We start from the raw sequence: 16,344 nt of genomic DNA on the forward strand, positions 1-16,344 counted from the left end.
CCCTAGCCGAGGCCGAGCACCGCGACCATCACCGGCAGGCCGACGAGGATCAGGATCGCGCCGAGCACGTCGAACGAGATACCCGACCGGATCATCCGGGTGATCGAGACCGCGCCCGAGCCGTAGACGACGGCGTTCTGCGGCGTGGACACCGGCAGCATGAAGCCGAACGACGCCGCGAACGTGGCGGCCAGCGCGGGCACGAACGGGTTCGCCCCCGCCGCGACGGCGATCGGGATCACGATCGGCACCACGACCGACGCCGACGCGGTGTTGCTCGTGGTCTCCGAGACCAGCACCGCCAGTACGACCGCGAAGATCGTGATCATGACCGTGCTGCTCAGCCCGAGCGACTGCGACGCGGACTGGCCCAGCGTCTTGGCCAGCCCGGTGCTGGCCAGCAGCGAGCCGAAGATGATGCCCGTGCCGAACAGCACGATCGTGCCCCAGTCGATCTCGGCCGCGTCCCGCCAGCGCAGGGTGAACTCCCGTTTCGACCAGTCGGTGGGCAGCAGGTACAGCAGCGCCGCGCCCAGCACGGCCACGACGCCTTCGTTGAGACGGCCGCTGACCGTGTCGTACACCGCGGAGTCGTTGCCGAAGATCACCGCCACGATCCCGGGCGCGATCCAGAGCGTCACGGTGACGCCGAACGCGATCAGCGTGTTCTTCTCCGCGCGCGACAACGGCCCCATCTCGGCGCGCTGCTGCGCGATGTAGTCGCTGACGCCTTCGATGCGGCGGATCTCCGGGCGGTTGAGCAGCAGCAGGACCACCACGAGCACGACGAACATCAGCAGGCAGATCGGCAGCGCGATCAGGAACCACTGCGCGAACGAGATCCGCTCCCCCGTCGCCTCCTCGATCAGGCCGCGGCCGATCAGGTTCGGCGGGCTGCCGACCGGCGTCAGCAGGCCACCGACGCTGGCGCCGTACGCGAGCATCAGCATCAGCGCGGCGCCGACACGCAACCGCAACGGGTCGAAGTCCGAGGCGACCAACTCCCTGTCCTGCAACAGCTTCGCGATCACGGCCAGGATGCCGACCGCGGTGGGCAGCAGCATCGCCACGGTCGCGGTGTTGGACACGAACGCCGAGAGCAGGCACGTGATCCCGCCGAACGCGGCGAGCACCCCGAACGTCGACGAGCCGACCCGGGGCAACGCCAGGATCCGGAACGCGAACCGCCGTGCGATCCCGTGTTTCAGCATGGCCTGGGCGAGGATGAACGCCCCGATGAACGTGAAGATCGTCGACGACCCGAACGGTTCGAGCGCGTCGTCCGCGGGCACGACACCGAGGAGCACGACCAGTGCGACGCCGATCAGGCCGCCGACCGGGATCGGCACGGCCTCGGTGATCCACAGCACGATCACGCCGAGCAGGATGCCCGCGAGCGTCTGCTGGTTGCCTGCCAGGTCAAGGGGTAACGCGAGGAACACGATGGTCACCAGTGGGGCGAGCCACAACCCGACAGTGCGCCGCGCCTTCTCGAATCGTTCCTCGGCTGGGGAGAGTTTCTGCTCGCCGAGGCTGCGATAGGTGGTATGGCCGAGCAACGCGCTGTCCACATCGGTGCGATTGCGGGTCCGATCGTCCATGATCGCCTCCCATCCGCGTGGGCCGGAGAAGAAATCGTGACACAGTCCGCGCAGGAACAGGATCGGTCGAGCCGATGACAGAATCGATACCCGTGATAACCGTTTCGAATGTGCTGGAGCAGCAGTTGCGCTCGGTGGACCCGATGCGCGGCAAAATGCTGTCCCTCGCGTTCGCCGAGCACGTCGTCCGGGTGTGCGCCGGGGAACTGACGCCGGAGCAGCAAGACCTGGCCAGGATCTACCTGGGTACGGCGAAAGCCCTGTTCACGGGCGAGGCCAGCATGACCGCGCTGGCCGACGCCGGCGCCGCGCACGCCAAGGTCAGGGTGGCGGGCAGCAGGCTCGCCGAGGAGATCCTGTGGGTCGCGGTGCTGGCCGTGTCGGTCTGCTGGCAACGGGACCTGGTCCGCGAGGGCCTGAGCCGCGGGGAGTTGAAGAACCTCACGGTTCGGACGGTCGCGGCCGAGGCGCAGACGGTGGTCCGGCGGTACACGGGTGGCCGGGAAGCGGTGTGGCAGTTGACGCACCTGCTGGAAACGGCCGACCGGGTCGACCCGCAGGTGATGATCAACCTGCTCGACGAGGTGGACGCGGTTCGCGCCGCCGGACTCGCCGCGGAGTTCGCCCGGCACGTGCTGCTGGCGCACCCGGATGCGCGGTACTTCCGAGCGGTGCTGGATGATCCTGACCGGCTGCCGCTGGCTGTGGTGGCCCGGCAGGCCCAGCACGTCGTCGGCGGAACGGAAGCGAGATGGCAGTTGATCCGGCTGGTCGAAACGATGCCCCGGTGATCAGGGTCGCGGGAGACGGCGACTTCGCCGGGCTGATGGCGCTGGCGGCGGAGGTGGAGGACTGGTTCGGACCGATGGTGGCGGAACCTGGTTTCCATCGGGCTGTCCGGACCCACATCGGCCGTGGGACGGCGCTGGTGGCCGGCGATGTGTCCGGCGGTCTGCTGTTCGACCCGGCCGGGCCGACCTACCACGTCGACTGGCTGGTGGTGTCGAAGAAGGCACGCGGGTCCGGGATCGGGCGTGCGCTGATGGCCGACGCCGTGCGCAGGTTCGTGCGTGGCCCGGGAAGTATCGAGGTCGTGACGTTCGGGCCGGACCACCCGGGCGCCGAGTCGCGCGTGTTCTACGAACGACTCGGCTACGTGGCCGGCCCGATGACCGAACCGGGCCCGGAGGGTGGATCGAGGCAGGTCTTCAGGGTTGACGTGTGAGGAAAGCACGCCATCCAGCGGGGTCGAAGGTCAGGATCCCGCCGTCGGTGTTCTTGCTGTCCCGGACACCGACCACGAGGTGGCCGACCGCGACTTCGACGCAGTCACCGTTGTTGACGCCGCTGAAACTGCTTTTCCGCCAAGCCAGTGCGCGCACCACGACTGGCACTCCTTCCTGCTTGTCCGGGTGTTACCGGACCAGGGTAGCCAGGAAGTCGCGTGACTCCCCCGGCGAAAGGGCCTGCTCGGTCAACGAGGTGAAGGTCCTGCTGTACAGCCCGAGGTCGACGGACCGTTCCAGGTACGTCGCGCTGTCCGCCTGTTCCAGGTAGACGAAGTTGGGCTGCGACTCGCCCGGCAGGGTGAGCACGTTGAACGACCCGGTCATCGCCACGTGCGGGCCGGAGTCGAAGGGCAGCACCTGCAAGGTGACGTGCCCCCGCTGCGACTCGTCCACCAGGTGTGCGATCTGCTCGCCCATGTCCCCGATCCTGCGCCGGAGCACCGCTTCGTTGAGCACGATCCGCAGCCGCGGTTTCCTGGCCGCGACCCGCGCTTGCCGCTCCTGCCGGAACTCGATGCCCCGCTCGTCGGACCTGCCCAGGTTGCCCACCTGCAAGGCGCGGTGGTGGGCCGCTGTCTGCAGGATGCCCGGCACCCACTCGGAGCAGAACAGCCAGATCTCCTTCGCGTCCGCCTCGAACCCGACGTAGATCTCGAACCAGTCCGGCATGACGTCCGAGTAGGACGCCCACCAGCCGCGTTCGTTCGACCGCTCCGCCCGGTTCATCAGCGTTTCCGCCTCAGGGGTGGCGACGTCGTAGAGCTGGCAGAGGAACTTCACGTTCTTCGCGAGGATGGCCTGCTTGCCGGTCTCGATCCGGCTGATCGTCGGCCGCTTCACCCCGATGTAGGCAGCGGCCTCGTTCATCGTCTTGCCCGAGGTCTCCCGCAGGCTCCGCAGCTGCCTGCCCAGCCGCCAGCGCCGCACCAGCGAGCCGGGGCTCAGGCCATCCGAGTCGTGCATGGCGGACAGTGTTTCAGAATGCGTGTACGTACGTGGAGTACACAATCAGGTGATGTTCGCCGTGTAAGTACATGAGCTAAGTTTCCCGCCTGCCGGTACATCGACAGGGGAAGACAGAACACATGTCGGGCATGAACCACGACCTGAACTACTACGGCAAGCAGCTGCTGCGAGCGCTCAGATTCCTGCGCGAGCAGGCGCGGCTCACGCAGGAGGAGGCAGGCAGGCGCGTGCACATCGAGTACAAGAAGCTGAGCCGGATCGAACGCCGCCAGCTGCCGACGTACCACGAGCTCATCACGCTGCTGGACGCGTACGGAGTCCCGAGCTGCGACTACGGCCCGTATGTCGCGCTATGGGAGCTGGCGAGGAAGCGCCCGTGGTGGCGTGACTACCAGCTCGACGACACCCGGTACATCCGGATGGAGGACGAGGCCACGATGAAGTACGAGTTCCAGCTCGGGCACATCCCGACGCTCCTGCAGACCGCGGACTACGCCCGCGCGTCGATGAGCGGCAGCAGGCAGACCGTCCGGAAGTTCACCGAGATGCGGATGCGCCAGCAGCAACGGCTCGACCGGGAACCGCTGCTGCACGTCCACGCCCTGATCCACGAACCCGTGCTGCGCCAAGGCATCAACCGCGCCCAGCGCGACCTGCTGATCGAGCGCGCCGAGATGCCGCACATCACCGTCCAGATCGTGCCGCAGCGCAACTCCCTGCACGAGGGCCTCAACGGCTCGATCGTGCTGCTGTCGTTCGACGACTACTTCGAGCCCGACGCGGCCTTCACCGAAACCGTGCTCGGCCTGCAGGACACCCAGGAGCTGGAGCAGACGGCCACCATCCGCCACTCGCTCGACCACCTCGCCAGGCTCGCGCTGAGCCCGGAGGAATCCCTGATCGTGTTCAAGACACCGCGTTTCGGGCGCTGAGCGCCGGAATCCGGGCGTCCGGTCCGAGGTGGACAGTGCGGGACCCCGAGAACAAGTGACATGTCACGGCGCGCGGTGTCGTGTTGGACATCTTCCAACCCGGCATCATCCTTGTCACCTGGGTGAATAGTGGCAATTGGTGATGGTGCCCCGGTCACCCGGACACGCCGTGGAGTGCTCCGTCCGGCTCTTGTGGACGTGCTCGGCAGCGGATTACTGTCCGCGACACGGTGATCACTTGGAGGCACTCGTGCGCGGTCGACATCGGGGCCAAGCGGCCGGGATCGTCGTTTTCCTCGTGGCAGCGGTTGTTTTCGGGCTGCCAACGGCCCAGGCGGCGCCCGGCGCCCCGACTGCGGGCGCGCACGCCGACGCGGTCACGCTGCTCACCGGTGATCAGGTTTTCCTGGGCGCACAGGGAAATCCCAGGTACCTGCGGCCCGGACCGGGCCGGGAGCACCAGGACTTCTCGATATACCAGGCAAAGGGGCACAGCTTCGTTGTGCCGACCGACGCAATGCCGTTGCTGGCGAAGGGAGTACTCGACGAGCGGCTGTTCGACGTCACCGAACTGCGCGACAGCGGGTACGGCAGCAACGGCGTGCCGGTGATCGTGCAGTACGCCGCCGGGCGCAAGCCGCTGACGGCGCAGGTCACCGCCGACCTGCCGAGTATCGGCGCGGTCGCGCTCGCGGCCACCGGCACCGATGTCTGGACTCATGCCAGAACCGGCGGGATCAAGAAAGTGTGGCTGGACGCCAAGAGATCCGTCACGCTCGACCGCAGCGTGCCGCAGATCGGGGCACCGGCCGCGTGGCAGGCCGGGTACACCGGCAAGGGCGTGACGGTCGCCGTGCTCGACACCGGCGTCGACCAGACGCACCCGGATCTCGCGTCCCGGGAAATCGGCGAGAGGAATTTCTCCTCCTCACGCGACAACGTCGATCGATACGGTCACGGCACACACGTGGCGTCGATCGTGGCGGGTACCGGCGCCAAGTCGGGCGGCAAGTTCCGCGGTGCCGCCCCCGACGCGCGGATCCTGGACGTGAAAGTGCTGGCGGACAACGGCTACGGCTCGGACTCCGCGATCATCGCCGGGATGCAGTGGGCCGCCGAGCAGGGCGCGGACGTGATCAACATGAGCCTCGGCGGCTTCGACGCGGCCGACGTCGACCCGGTCGAGGCGGCCGTCAACCGGCTGTCGGCCCAGTTCGGCACGCTGTTCGTGGTCGCGGCGGGCAACTACGGCCCGGCGGACGGCACGATCAACTCCCCCGCCAGCGCCGAAGCCGCCCTCGCGGTCGGTGCCGTCGACCGGGACAACCGGCTCGCTGACTTCTCCAGCCGCGGCCCGCGGGAAGGCGGCGGCGTGATCAAGCCGGACATCACCGGGCCCGGGGTGGGCATCGTGGCCGCGCTGCACTCCGGCGGGCGCATCGGGGAGCCGGTCGTCGACGGCTACACGACGCTGTCCGGCACCTCCCAGGCGACACCGCACGTCGCCGGTGCCGCGGCGTTGCTGGCCCAGCAGCACCCGGGGATCTCCGGCGCGCGGCTCAAGGCGTTGCTGATCGGGTCGAGCACGCCGTCAGCGGGACTCACGCCGTTCCAGCAGGGAGCGGGACGGGTGGACTCGGCCGCGGCGACGCGGCAGACGGTCACCGCCGAGCCGAGCAGCGCGAACTTCGGCGAGCACCGGTGGCCGCATTCCACCGAGCCCGACGTGACCAAGGAGATCACGTACGCCAACGCCGGGACCACGCCGGTCACGCTCGATCTGCGGGCGGAAACCAATGGCCCGGCCAACCTGTTCACGGTCGAGCCCGCGCACCTCGTGGTCCCGCCCAACGGGACAGCCACCGCCGTCGCCACAGCGGCGATCAGCACCGTCGCCGACGGTGGCCAGTTCGGTGGCGCGATCGTGGCCACGGGCGGCGGGCAGCGGGTGCGGACCGCTGTGGAGGTCGACCTCGAGGTGGAGAGCTACGACCTGCGGCTGGACTCGATCGGGCGCAACGGCGCGCCCGCGGACTTCACGTCGGCCTATCTGATCAATGTGGACACCGGTGACCGGGTTTTCCCCGACGCGACCATGGAAGGCACGCTGACCCAGCGCCTGCGCAAGGGCCGGTACCTGCTGACCAGTTCGATCCTCGGCAGCGACCCGTACACGCACGACGTGATCAACTACCCGAACCTGGCGGTCACCGGGCCGACCACGATCGTGCTGGACGCCAGGACCACCAAGCCAGTCTCGATCAGGCTCCCCGTCGAGTCAGCCGACCTGGCGATGCTCCAGGTCGGTTTCGAGCGAACCTCGGCGGCCGGCCGGTACCTGGTGTCCAATTTGTCCTTCGGCGGCAACGCGGATCACGTCGGACTGGCGCATCTGGGCCCGGATTCCGACGAGGTACTCGGCCAGCTCAGTACAAGCTGGACGGTCGGCGCCGAGTTCTACGGCCTGGCCTGGTACACCAGGGGCCGCACGCTGTCCGGGATCACCAAGGAGATCCAGCGCGGCGACCTGGCGACTGTGAAGGTCGACGTGGGCCCGTTGCTGCCCGGCCAGTCCGCGCAGATCGGTTCCACGTCCTCGCCGCACAACCGCGGCGACTGGGGTCTCGGCGCGATCGCGCCGTCCACACCGGGAATCCGGACCGAGTACTACGGCGGCGAGAACGCCGACTGGGCACGGCGGATGAACGTGATGGACGGCAACAGCTACCAAGGCGGTCTCAACGGCCTGCCGAGGCACTACGAGCCGGGCAAGACCTACACGGAGTCGTACTACCGTGGCGTGTTCGGTCCGTCCTTTTCGGACAACCATGGCGATCCGTGGGTCCAGCAACGCGGGGACACGCTGGTCGCGTACGTCCCGCTTTTCGGTGACGGCGCGGGCAACGCCGGGTTCGCCGCGGCGGACGACGCGTCGACGAAGTTGTACCGCAACGGCGAATTGCTCAGCGAGAGCACGGAAGCGGGGTACGTGCGGCTCGCCGTGCCACAAGGTCGTGCCCGCTACCGGCTGACCGCGGAGGCGACGAGAGCGGGGTACCCGAAGGCGAGCCAAGTCTCGGCGGCCTGGACCTTCCAGTCCGACCACAGCCCCGGCGTGACCGCGTTGCCGGTCGCGGCGATCCGGTTCACGCCGAAGCTGGACGCCTCCGAGCGCGCCCACAGCGGCGCGTTGTTCGCTGTCCCCGTCCACGTACAACCTCAGGCAGGCGCGCAGTCCAAGCCCACGCTGACGTCGACCGAGGTGTCCTACGACCGTGGTGTCACGTGGGAGAAGGCCGCGCTGTACGGCGAGTACCTCTTGCTGTACCACCCGGTCGGGGCGCCGTCGGTGTCGTTGCGGGCGAGCGCGGCCGATGCCGAGGGCAACACGGTGGAGCAGACGATCATCGACGCCTATCCGCTCATTCACGGCTAGTTCTGGTATGCCCGGGGCGCCGGTTTCCTTCTTGGCGTTCCCGCTCGCGGCGGCTGTAGGTCGCCTTGCGGACGGTCTCCTCGTCCTCCAGGCTCGACCCGAGCGCACCGGCGACGATCCCGACCGAACTGGACAGCCACACCAGGTTCAAGTACGACCCCACGCCGACCGGATGCCCCAGCGTCTGCGCGAGATAGCCGCTGTCGATCAGGACGACCGCCGCGAGTAGCGCGAGCGCGAACAGGATCGCGTACATGCACGCCACCCCGATCGCCAGCGTGGCCGCCGTGGACACGTTGTACATCAGGGCCTTGCGTCGCTCGGCGGGCTCGGACGGCCGGTCCCACAAGTGGTTGTACACCATCAACCACACCGCCATGACCAAGATGCTGACGACCGTGACCGCCGTCAGCCGCAGCGGCGACAGCGCGTCCGCGAGCTTCCAGAACGAGCTGGTGATGACGCCGTAGGCGGCCGTCCCGGCCGCCGCCGCCGTGGCGCCCGCCAAGTGCGGGACAAGCCGCCATGGACGGTTGTCCCGCACCATCCCGGCGAGCAGCCGCACCCGGCCGCGCAGCCCGACCAGCGCTAGGTGGGTCGCGGCGGACTGGTGTTCACCGGACATCCGCTGTGCCGGGGCGAGCGCCTCACGCAACCGTGCCATCATCCCCCGTCCGCCGTGATCCCCCTCGACCCCGAGCCGCTGCGACACCAACTGCCGCACCACGCGGGTCATCAACGCCCGTGTCCGGCGACGCACCAGGACGGCACCGAGCGCGGGCAACGAGATCATCGCGACACCGTGCTCCACGTCGATGCCCGCGACGACGGGTTTCGACCCGGCGCGCCGGGGCAAATCGGTAACCAGCACGAGCAGGTCCCAGCCCCGCTCCTGCCGGTGCCGCTGCGACAACGCACGCATCGGGATGTCACCGGCTTCGTCCAACGGCAACTGCTCCACCCGGTGCTCCACCCGCCATCGCGTCTTCCCGCTCACCCGGGCGGCGAAAACCCCGGGTAGGTCGTCGGCGATCGCCGTGATCACCCGCGCCGGTAGCCCTCTGTCGGCCAGCACCCCGACACTCACCCGATCGGGTGTGTCCATGTGAGTCCACCTCGCTTGTCGGCACCGACCGGCTTCCCTGGGAGATACCGCCCAAACCCACGGGACCCGCCCGTCGCGTGGCTGCGGAAACCTCGCCGGGAGACAAAACTGCCGCCATACTCAAAAGACACGACCCGGAACGCGCGCTGGAACCCCACATCGACGTGAGGTTCCAGCGTGGAACCCGCTAGGCCCAGCGGGTTCCGGCGGGGACTCGGAGGGTCGTGTTGATCCGGTTGAAGAAGTTGGTCACCGACACCAGCAGGACAAGGGCGCCGAGCTGTCGTTCGTCGTAGTGCTTGGCGGCCTCGGCCCAGATCTCGTCGGTGACCGCGCCGGTCCGGTCGGCGAGCCGGGTCATGGTCTCGGCCAGTCTGAGCGCGGCTCGTTCGGCGTCGTCGAAACGCGGGTCCTCGTGCCAGGTCGCCAGTGTGTGCAGCTTCTCGACCGCGACACCGGCTTTCACCGCGTTCTCCGCGCCGGTGTCGGCGCAGGCGGCGCAGCCGTTGATCTGACTGACCCGCAGGTGGACCAGTTCCATCGTCTGCGGCGGCACGCCACCGCTGTTCACGGCCTTGTAGATGATCGGGACAGCCGCGTTGATGTCCGGCTGGCTGTCCTTGTTCTGGATGCGTGGTGTCATTTCGTCCTCCCTGAACGGATGTCGACGGCACCACGACGTGCCGGGCGGGCGGAAGGTAACGCCGCCCAGCGCGTTACCTTTCCGGCCCGTGCCTCGTCCTGGTAGGGACAACCGCCATATCTCCCGGGAGTGCCGTGACTGAACAGGACAAACTGGCCGCCGACTTCGAGGTCCATCGCGCGTATCTGCACGCGATCGCGTGCCGGGTGCTCGGGACGCCCGCGGACGCCGACGACGCGGTGCAGGAGGCGTGGCTGCGGCTGGCCCGTACCGGCGGGGACGACATCGAGGACCTGCGCGGCTGGCTCACGACTGTGACCGGGCGGATCTGCCTGGACGCACTGCGGCGCCGTGGCGCCCGTGGCGAGCAGCCGCTCGAGCTGGACCTGTGGACCGATCTGGGCAACGGTCCCGAGGGCGAGGCCGTGCTCGCCGACTCGGTCGGGCTCGCGTTGTACGTCGTCATGGACGCGCTCACGCCGGCTGAACGCGTCTCGTTCGTGCTGCACGACGTCTTCGAGATGCCGTTCGACGCGATCGCGGCCATCCTCGGCCGGAGCACCGCGGCCACCAAGATGCTCGCCAGCCGGGCACGGGGACGGATCCGGCTCGGCGCGCCGACCGCGGACTCCCACTCGGCGGCGCGCAGCGTCGTCGACGCCTTCCTGGCGGCGTCCGGCCGGGGCGATATCGGCGGGCTGCTCGCCGTGCTCGCACCCGAGGCCGAACTGCACATGGGCGCGGCCGTTGTCCGTGGTGCGGAGACGATCGCCAGGAGGGCCAGCATCGGTGCACGGTCGGGCTCGACGGGCTACCCGGCGTTGGTCAACGGTGCCCCTGGCGCCCTCATCACCGCCGACGGTCGTCCGCTTGTCCTGATGGCGTTCACTGTGGACAACGGCCGCATCACGCTGATCCGCATGCTGTCGGACACGAAGCGGCTCGCTCAGATCGTCCCGTCCTGGATCGCCTAGGCGGCCATGTTCACGCGCGCCGGGCGTTGGGTGAACGCCGTGAGCAGCAAGGAGGTCGCGATCGCGGCGGCAGCGACGAACAGGCAGGTGACGAACCCGCTGTCGAGACCGTGCGTGGCGCCGAGGAGCGGGCCGAAGGTGGCGACGCCGACGGCCGCCCCGATCTGGCGAGCGGTGTTGAACACGGCGGACGCGGCACCGTGCAGTGCCGGTTCGACGGTCGAGATGGCCTGGGAGGTCATGGTGGGCACGAGCAGCCCGGAGCTGAACCCGACCGGGATGAGCGCGATGACCAGCGGCCACAGCTGGTTCGCGGTGCTGGCCCACGCCACCATGAGCAACGAGACGACCAGCATCGCCTGTCCCAGGCCGAGGACGGTGTGCCGGCCGAAGCGGTGTGCGAGCGGGGCGGCACAGAGGTTGGCGAGCGAGATGAGGCCGGTCAGCGGCAGGAAGAGCAGGCCGCTGGCGAGGGCGCTGAGTCCGCGGCCTTGTTGCAGCGTCAGGCTCATCGCGAACAGCAGCCCGTAGATGGCGAAGTTGAACAGGGCGCCTTGGGCGGTGACCCCGGCGAACCCACGGTGTGCGTACGTGCTGACGGGCAGCAGGGGCGTGCGGGTGGACCGTTCGATCCAGACGAATCCCACCAGTGCGGCCGCGGCGAGGACCACGGCGGTGGTCACCTCGTGGCTGAGCCAGCCCCGCGCGGGGCCTTCGATCAGGGCGAAGACAAGCCCGCCGATCAGCACGGTCGCGGTGCCGATGCCGCCGATGTCGAGTCGCCGGCTGCCGCGCCGCACGACCGGCATCGAGCGGGTGCTCCAGATCACGGCAGGCACGCCCAGCACGACGTTGACGGCGAACACGGCTCGCCAGTCCGCGAATGTCACCAGCAAGCCGCCCAGCAGTGGCCCGGCGGCCATCCCCACACCACCCGCGCCCGCCCACCAGCCGACCAGCCTGTGCCGGGCGCGTTCGTCGGTCGCGGACGCGGTGGCCAGCACGAGTGCGCTGGGCAGCAGCAGGGCCGCCCCGGCGCCTTGCAGGAGGCGGGCGAGGTTGAGCACGAGCATCGAGCCGGCGAAGGCGCAGGCCGCCGACGTCACCGTGAAGATCACCAGGCCGGCGATGAAGGCGCGTTTGGCGCCGAGGGTGTCGGTGATCGCTCCCGCGCCGAGCAGGACGGCGGCGAAGGACAGCGTGTACGCGTCCATGGCCCATTCCAGCTCGGAGCGGGAGGCGTGCAGGTGGACGGCGAGCTGGTCGAGGGCGAGGGTCACGATCGTGCCGTCTACGAAGACCATGAACGCGGCGACCAGGGCCAGCGCCACGACACCACGACGGTGTTCGATATCCATAGAACAACCATAGACGTTGTTCGACGATTATCGAACATCGGTTATGCTGGACGCATGACCACGACGTACCCGCCTCCCCCGGCCACATTGGAGGTCACCGCCGTGCTGCAGGCGCTGGCGGACCCGGTGCGGCTCAACCTCGTCCGGCAGTTGCGGGAGGCCGACAACGCCATCGCGTGCGGCCGGTTCGAGACGTCCGTGGCCAAGAGCACGCTCAGCCACCACTTCAAGATCCTCCGCGAGGCCGGCGTCATCGCCACGTACCGCGACGGCGGCAACGCGTTCAACGTGTTGCGCACCAACGAAATGAACGCCGCGTTCCCCGGCTTGCTCGACTCGATCCTGCCCTAGTTGTGGTGCCGCCATTCACAGGGCACGGCAGGTCCTGAGGTAGCTGAGGAACGAGGCCTGCAGTCCAGTCACGTGCGTCTCGCGCAGGACCGCGCTGGTGACGGCTCCGCCGCGCGAGGTGAGGCGGTGCAGGACGGTGGCCGTGTTCTTCGTGATGTTCTGGTAGATGGCCAGGTCTCCGAGCAGTTCCCGTTCGTTGAACGTCACGTGCAGCTTGGCGGCGGGCCTGCTGTCGCCCATCTCGTGGAGCTGGGCGAAGACCTGACTGTCCACACTGGCAACGCCGGGGCTGCCCGCGCCGATGCTCTCGAAGAGCGTGCTGCCGGTGAGCCACGTGTACAGGCTGAAAAGCCCGCCATAGGAGTAGCCGAAGAGGCCGTGACCGCTCGCGGCTGTGCCGTAGTCGCGTTCGATCCGTGGGTGCAGTTGCGCGGTAAGGAAGTTCAGGAACGCATCGGCGCGGGTGTCGCGGAGTTCGGCGAGGTAGGCGTCGGCTTCCTCGCGGGCCGTCGCACCGGATCGGATTCCCGTCTCCACGGCGTCGACGAACTCCTCGGCGACGGGTTCGCCGGGTGGCACGAGGTCTCTGTTGCGCAGCCGTGCCCAGTGCTGTGCGTCCTCGCCCGCGTAGCCGACGCTGACTTGGATGTAGTGCTGGATCTTCTGGATGGGATCCAGCTGGGTGACGATGAGCGGAGCCGTCATACCCACGGCCCAGTTGCCGTCGAGCACGTACACCACAGGCGCTTGCGTCGTGGCGGGGTCGTAGCGCGGTGGCGTGGTGACCCAGACGCCGTAGTCGTGCCCACCGCTGGAACGCATCTCGAAGTACTCGGTGTCGGCGAGACAGCCTTGCCACATGGCACTCATCGCAAGTCCTTTACAACACGTCCGGCCTGGACGACGACAACGGCATTGGCGGGGTCGGCGAAAAGCCCCGGGTCTTCGAGCGGGTTGCCGTTCCAGAGCACGAGGTCCGCCTGCATGCCGGGAGCGATCACTCCCACCTGGTCGGACAGGCCGAGAATCTCGGCGTTGGTCTTCGTGGCCGCCACGAGGGCGTCCATCGGCGTCTCCAACTCGGCGCGCAACCTGAGCTCGTCGCCTCGGCGGTCCTGAGCCGGACCGATGAGATCGGAACCCAGCCCGATCCGCACCCCGGCTTGTCTGGCGACAGCAAGCGCCTCGGCCATCCGCTCACGAACACCGGCCACGCGATCGCGGGTCGACTCGCCGAGCCCGGCCCCAGCCGTGTCGTGCAGCAGTTGTTCGACGACGGCGAACGTGGGCACCAGCGCGACCTCACGAATGGCCATCAGGGTGGCCGTGGCCTCGTCGAGGTCGGTGCCATGCTCGACACAGCGCACCCCCCGCCTCGACCGCGTTCCGGATGCCTTCGTTGTTGTGGGCGTGAACCGTCACGTAGGTGCCCCGTGCCGCGGCTTCTTGCACAGCGACGGCGATCTCTTCCACGGTGAACTGGGTGTCGGTCAGCCGGTCGTGAGCGCCGACCACCCCGCCGGTCACGCACAGCTTCAGGAAGGAGGCGCCGCGGCGGAAAGCCTCGCGCACGTTGCCTCGCAGCTCGTCGGCGTTGCCCGACATCATCGACAGGGCGCACAGACCCGGGATGTGATGACTGCTCCACAGCTCGGTGGGTTCCCAGTCGGCTCCGTAGTGGCCGTGCCCGCCGGTCTGGCACTGGACAGGTCCGCACGACAGCCCGCGCGGCCCCCTGACCTTGCCCTTCGCGATCGTGGTGACGACGCCGCCGTCGATCCCGCCGGTGTCCCGGACGGTCGTGAAGCCGGCGTCGAGCGCCGCGCCTGCCGTGGCGAAGATGTCCGCCGCGATCTCGGCGGCACTGAGCTGGAACGAGAACTGCGACTGGATCGGGCTCGACAAGCCCAGGTGGACGTGCGCGTCGATCAGGCCGGGCGTCATCGTCAGTCCCCCGGTGTCGAGGCGCTCGCCGACGGCACCGAGCTGGGTGATCCGCCCGTCTTCGATGGCGACGTCGACGTCGACGGGGTCGCGGCCAGACCCGTCGGCGACCGCCGCGCCGACTATCTGAAAACATCCCACGAGTCGTTCCCTCCGCGTTGCGGGCTTATTTTCCAATGGATAAACTGCGGGAGTGATCTTGTCAAGCACGCAACGCAAAGGCGACGCGCGCGAGCGACTCCTCGCCCGGCTGCTCGACGCCTTCGACGAGGACCTTCCCTCGCCGGAGGTGTCGCTCCGTGAGATCGCCGCCCGGACCGAGACCAGCCACGCCCTCCTGCGGTACCACTTCGGGTCGCTTCAGGGCGTCCTGGCAGCCATGCTCAAGGCACAGCGATCCCGTGACAACGAGGCCCTTTTCGAGGCCGCCCAGCAGGGCACGTTCGACGACCTCGTGGTGGCGATCTGGCGGACCTACACCCGCCCGGAGCAGCTGTCGCGTGTCCGCAGCTTCTTCCACGTCGTCGGGCTGGCCGCGTTCAGCCCGGACGACTTCCGCGAGTTCATCGACTCGCTCGACGACCTGACCGAGATGCTGGCCTCGCTCGCGGAACGCGAAGGGCTCGGCACCAGGCAAGCGCGGACCACGGCCACGGTCACCGTTGCCGCGATCCGCGGCCTGCTCCTCCAGGAAGTCCTGACGCCGGGAGCCCGCTCGGACGACGCGATCGCCTTGATCCTGCGCATGAGTCCACGAGCACGTCCGGCGCCCTGAGCAAACGGCGTGATGCCGGAGGCTAGGCCAGGACGCGGTCGAGGGTGGCGTGACCCGCGGGCTCCCACGTGGGTTTGCCGCCAGGCAAACCGAGTCGCCCGTTGCGGCCGATGCCGATCAGGGCCAGGGCACGCCAGACCGCCCAGCCGCGAGCCCGCGCGACCGTGGCCTCGTCCGCGTGCTCGTAGGCGTCGAAGAACCGGCTCGCCGCCCCTTCCGGCAGCAGGACCCACGCGGCCGCGAGGTCGGTCGCGGGATCGCCCGCGCACAGCTCGCCGAAATCGATCACCCCGGCGAGCATCCCGTCCCGGACGACCACGTTCGCCGGGTGCAAGTCGCCGTGCAACCACAGCGGCGGGCCGTCCCAGACGGGCGCCGCGACAGCCTGTTCCAGGATCTCCCGTGCGGCCTTGGCGTTCGGGTCGCGTGCTATGACCGTGAACCAGCCGTCGAAGTCGTGCCGCATCGCGGCCATCGGGATGCCCCGCGCCGGGTTGGCCGGAGCGTCCGCGGGCGCGGGCCGGTGCAGCGCGTTGAGGAATCCCGCGAGGACTTCGGCCGAGTCAGCGCGGGTGATCGGGGCGTGATCGGCTGGGTCGCCCTCCACCCAGCGCGCGACCGTCCACGTGTGCTCGAACAGTTCCGACGGCTCGGCCGTGCGCACCGGGACGGGCGTCGGCAACGGCAGGCGCCCGGCCAGGACAGGCAACCACTTCTGTTCCATGCGCAGCAGATCCGGGGCGCGTTCGGTTCGCGGCATGCGCACCGCCAGATCCGGCCCGAGGCGCCACTGCTGGTTGTCCCAGCCGCCGTCGACATCGCGCAGTTCCAGTTCCGCGAGATCCGGGTGCTGGTCCCGCAACAGCGCACGCACCAGGTCCTGCTCGAACCTGAACTCACCCACGGACGAACCTCCGATCATCGGCGTCCGCCGCAAGCTAGCACTGGTGGCTCGTCTCGGTACGTTGCT

The 16,344-nt window shown here is 68.8% G+C and carries 17 protein-coding genes; 7 read left to right on the forward strand and 10 right to left on the reverse strand.

What is annotated here, in order from left to right; translation table 11 throughout:
- Positions 1 to 2: 2 nt before the first annotated feature.
- Positions 3 to 1,601 carry an SLC13 family permease gene (locus AOZ06_RS28195; RefSeq protein WP_054292159.1) on the reverse strand — a complete coding sequence of 533 codons (1,599 nt, stop codon included), beginning with the start codon at positions 1,599 to 1,601 and terminating at the stop codon, positions 3 to 5.
- Positions 1,602 to 1,711: 110 nt separating this feature from the next.
- Between AOZ06_RS28195 and AOZ06_RS54625 the strand changes: the two genes are divergently transcribed.
- Positions 1,712 to 2,392, forward strand: a complete 681-nt coding sequence (locus AOZ06_RS54625) for a hypothetical protein (protein WP_083471989.1) — start codon at positions 1,712 to 1,714, stop codon at positions 2,390 to 2,392.
- The gene (locus AOZ06_RS28205; RefSeq protein ID WP_218921790.1) at positions 2,389 to 2,826 is read left to right on the forward strand and encodes a GNAT family N-acetyltransferase; all 438 of its coding nucleotides are present in this window, start codon (positions 2,389 to 2,391) and stop codon (positions 2,824 to 2,826) included. The genes AOZ06_RS54625 and AOZ06_RS28205 overlap by 4 nt, the downstream gene beginning before the upstream one ends.
- On the opposite strand, the gene AOZ06_RS28210 is transcribed toward AOZ06_RS28205, so the two are convergent.
- Positions 2,810 to 2,986 carry a DUF397 domain-containing protein gene (locus tag AOZ06_RS28210; RefSeq protein WP_083471990.1) on the reverse strand — a complete coding sequence of 59 codons (177 nt, stop codon included), beginning with the start codon at positions 2,984 to 2,986 and terminating at the stop codon, positions 2,810 to 2,812. The genes AOZ06_RS28205 and AOZ06_RS28210 overlap by 17 nt on opposite strands.
- A 30-nt stretch (positions 2,987 to 3,016) precedes the next feature.
- Positions 3,017 to 3,853 carry a helix-turn-helix domain-containing protein gene (locus AOZ06_RS28215; RefSeq protein WP_054292163.1) on the reverse strand — a complete coding sequence of 279 codons (837 nt, stop codon included), beginning with the start codon at positions 3,851 to 3,853 and terminating at the stop codon, positions 3,017 to 3,019.
- 131 nt (positions 3,854 to 3,984) lie between these two features.
- Here AOZ06_RS28215 and AOZ06_RS28220 point away from each other — a divergent pair, with 131 nt between their 5' ends.
- Together AOZ06_RS28220 and AOZ06_RS28225 are read left to right on the forward strand one after the other, a co-directional pair.
- Positions 3,985 to 4,788 (forward strand): helix-turn-helix domain-containing protein, encoded by an 804-nt coding sequence (locus tag AOZ06_RS28220; protein ID WP_054292164.1) that lies wholly within the window; start codon positions 3,985 to 3,987, stop codon positions 4,786 to 4,788.
- 250 nt (positions 4,789 to 5,038) lie between these two features.
- On the forward strand, positions 5,039 to 8,224 hold the full coding sequence (locus AOZ06_RS28225; RefSeq protein ID WP_169798992.1) for a S8 family peptidase: 3,186 nt from the start codon (positions 5,039 to 5,041) through the stop codon (positions 8,222 to 8,224).
- On the opposite strand, the gene AOZ06_RS28230 is transcribed toward AOZ06_RS28225, so the two are convergent.
- Together AOZ06_RS28230 and AOZ06_RS28235 are read right to left on the reverse strand one after the other, a co-directional pair.
- On the reverse strand, positions 8,211 to 9,329 hold the full coding sequence (locus AOZ06_RS28230) for a hypothetical protein (RefSeq protein WP_054292166.1): 1,119 nt from the start codon (positions 9,327 to 9,329) through the stop codon (positions 8,211 to 8,213). The two genes, AOZ06_RS28225 and AOZ06_RS28230, sit on opposite strands and share 14 nt — an antisense overlap.
- A 187-nt stretch (positions 9,330 to 9,516) precedes the next feature.
- Positions 9,517 to 9,972 (reverse strand): carboxymuconolactone decarboxylase family protein, encoded by a 456-nt coding sequence (locus tag AOZ06_RS28235; protein ID WP_054292167.1) that lies wholly within the window; start codon positions 9,970 to 9,972, stop codon positions 9,517 to 9,519.
- 134 nt (positions 9,973 to 10,106) lie between these two features.
- Here AOZ06_RS28235 and AOZ06_RS28240 point away from each other — a divergent pair, with 134 nt between their 5' ends.
- Positions 10,107 to 10,946: a sigma-70 family RNA polymerase sigma factor gene (locus tag AOZ06_RS28240; RefSeq protein WP_054292168.1), complete on the forward strand. Its 840-nt coding sequence runs from the start codon at positions 10,107 to 10,109 to the stop codon at positions 10,944 to 10,946.
- On the opposite strand, the gene AOZ06_RS28245 is transcribed toward AOZ06_RS28240, so the two are convergent.
- Positions 10,943 to 12,304, reverse strand: a complete 1,362-nt coding sequence (locus tag AOZ06_RS28245) for an MFS transporter (protein WP_054292169.1) — start codon at positions 12,302 to 12,304, stop codon at positions 10,943 to 10,945. The genes AOZ06_RS28240 and AOZ06_RS28245 overlap by 4 nt on opposite strands.
- A 54-nt stretch (positions 12,305 to 12,358) precedes the next feature.
- On the opposite strand from AOZ06_RS28245, the gene AOZ06_RS28250 reads away from it, so the two are divergent.
- Entirely contained in the window at positions 12,359 to 12,655 is a 297-nt protein-coding gene (locus AOZ06_RS28250; protein ID WP_054292170.1) for an ArsR/SmtB family transcription factor, read from the forward strand.
- A gap of 15 nt (positions 12,656 to 12,670) precedes the next feature.
- Here the strand turns inward: AOZ06_RS28250 and AOZ06_RS28255 are convergent, their stop codons facing one another.
- From AOZ06_RS28255 to AOZ06_RS60320, 3 genes are read right to left on the reverse strand one after another with little or no spacing between them, the layout of a single operon-like run.
- On the reverse strand, positions 12,671 to 13,525 hold the full coding sequence (locus AOZ06_RS28255) for an alpha/beta hydrolase (protein WP_054292171.1): 855 nt from the start codon (positions 13,523 to 13,525) through the stop codon (positions 12,671 to 12,673).
- A complete protein-coding gene (locus AOZ06_RS60315; protein ID WP_236951764.1) occupies positions 13,522 to 13,971 on the reverse strand; it encodes an amidohydrolase family protein in 450 nt (149 codons plus the stop codon). Before AOZ06_RS60315 ends, AOZ06_RS28255 begins: the two co-directional genes overlap by 4 nt.
- Positions 13,958 to 14,809, reverse strand: a complete 852-nt coding sequence (locus AOZ06_RS60320; RefSeq protein ID WP_236951765.1) for an amidohydrolase family protein — start codon at positions 14,807 to 14,809, stop codon at positions 13,958 to 13,960. The genes AOZ06_RS60315 and AOZ06_RS60320 overlap by 14 nt, the downstream gene beginning before the upstream one ends.
- Between AOZ06_RS60320 and AOZ06_RS28265 the strand changes: the two genes are divergently transcribed.
- A complete protein-coding gene (locus tag AOZ06_RS28265; RefSeq protein ID WP_054292172.1) occupies positions 14,793 to 15,374 on the forward strand; it encodes a TetR/AcrR family transcriptional regulator in 582 nt (193 codons plus the stop codon). The genes AOZ06_RS60320 and AOZ06_RS28265 overlap by 17 nt on opposite strands.
- Positions 15,375 to 15,396: 22 nt before the next feature.
- Here the strand turns inward: AOZ06_RS28265 and AOZ06_RS28270 are convergent, their stop codons facing one another.
- Positions 15,397 to 16,278 carry an aminoglycoside phosphotransferase family protein gene (locus AOZ06_RS28270; RefSeq protein ID WP_236951766.1) on the reverse strand — a complete coding sequence of 294 codons (882 nt, stop codon included), beginning with the start codon at positions 16,276 to 16,278 and terminating at the stop codon, positions 15,397 to 15,399.
- Positions 16,279 to 16,344: the final 66 nt, after the last annotated feature.

The sequence above is a fragment of the Kibdelosporangium phytohabitans genome (assembly GCF_001302585.1).
GTDB classification, from domain to species: Bacteria; Actinomycetota; Actinomycetes; order Mycobacteriales; family Pseudonocardiaceae; genus Kibdelosporangium; species Kibdelosporangium phytohabitans.

Excerpts from the sequence above, each read along its gene's own strand:
- AOZ06_RS28255 (WP_054292171.1), bottom strand. The coding sequence starts at position 13,525 with ATGAGTGCCATGTGGCAAGGCTGTCTCGCCGACACCGAGTACTTCGAG.
- AOZ06_RS28215 (WP_054292163.1), bottom strand. The coding sequence starts at position 3,853 with ATGCACGACTCGGATGGCCTGAGCCCCGGCTCGCTGGTGCGGCGCTGG.
- AOZ06_RS28245 (WP_054292169.1), bottom strand. The coding sequence starts at position 12,304 with ATGGATATCGAACACCGTCGTGGTGTCGTGGCGCTGGCCCTGGTCGCC.
- AOZ06_RS28250 (WP_054292170.1), top strand. The coding sequence starts at position 12,359 with ATGACCACGACGTACCCGCCTCCCCCGGCCACATTGGAGGTCACCGCC.
- AOZ06_RS60315 (WP_236951764.1), bottom strand. The coding sequence starts at position 13,971 with ATGGCCATTCGTGAGGTCGCGCTGGTGCCCACGTTCGCCGTCGTCGAA.
- AOZ06_RS28195 (WP_054292159.1), bottom strand. The coding sequence starts at position 1,601 with ATGGACGATCGGACCCGCAATCGCACCGATGTGGACAGCGCGTTGCTC.
- AOZ06_RS28235 (WP_054292167.1), bottom strand. The coding sequence starts at position 9,972 with ATGACACCACGCATCCAGAACAAGGACAGCCAGCCGGACATCAACGCG.
- AOZ06_RS28230 (WP_054292166.1), bottom strand. The coding sequence starts at position 9,329 with ATGGACACACCCGATCGGGTGAGTGTCGGGGTGCTGGCCGACAGAGGG.
- AOZ06_RS28220 (WP_054292164.1), top strand. The coding sequence starts at position 3,985 with ATGAACCACGACCTGAACTACTACGGCAAGCAGCTGCTGCGAGCGCTC.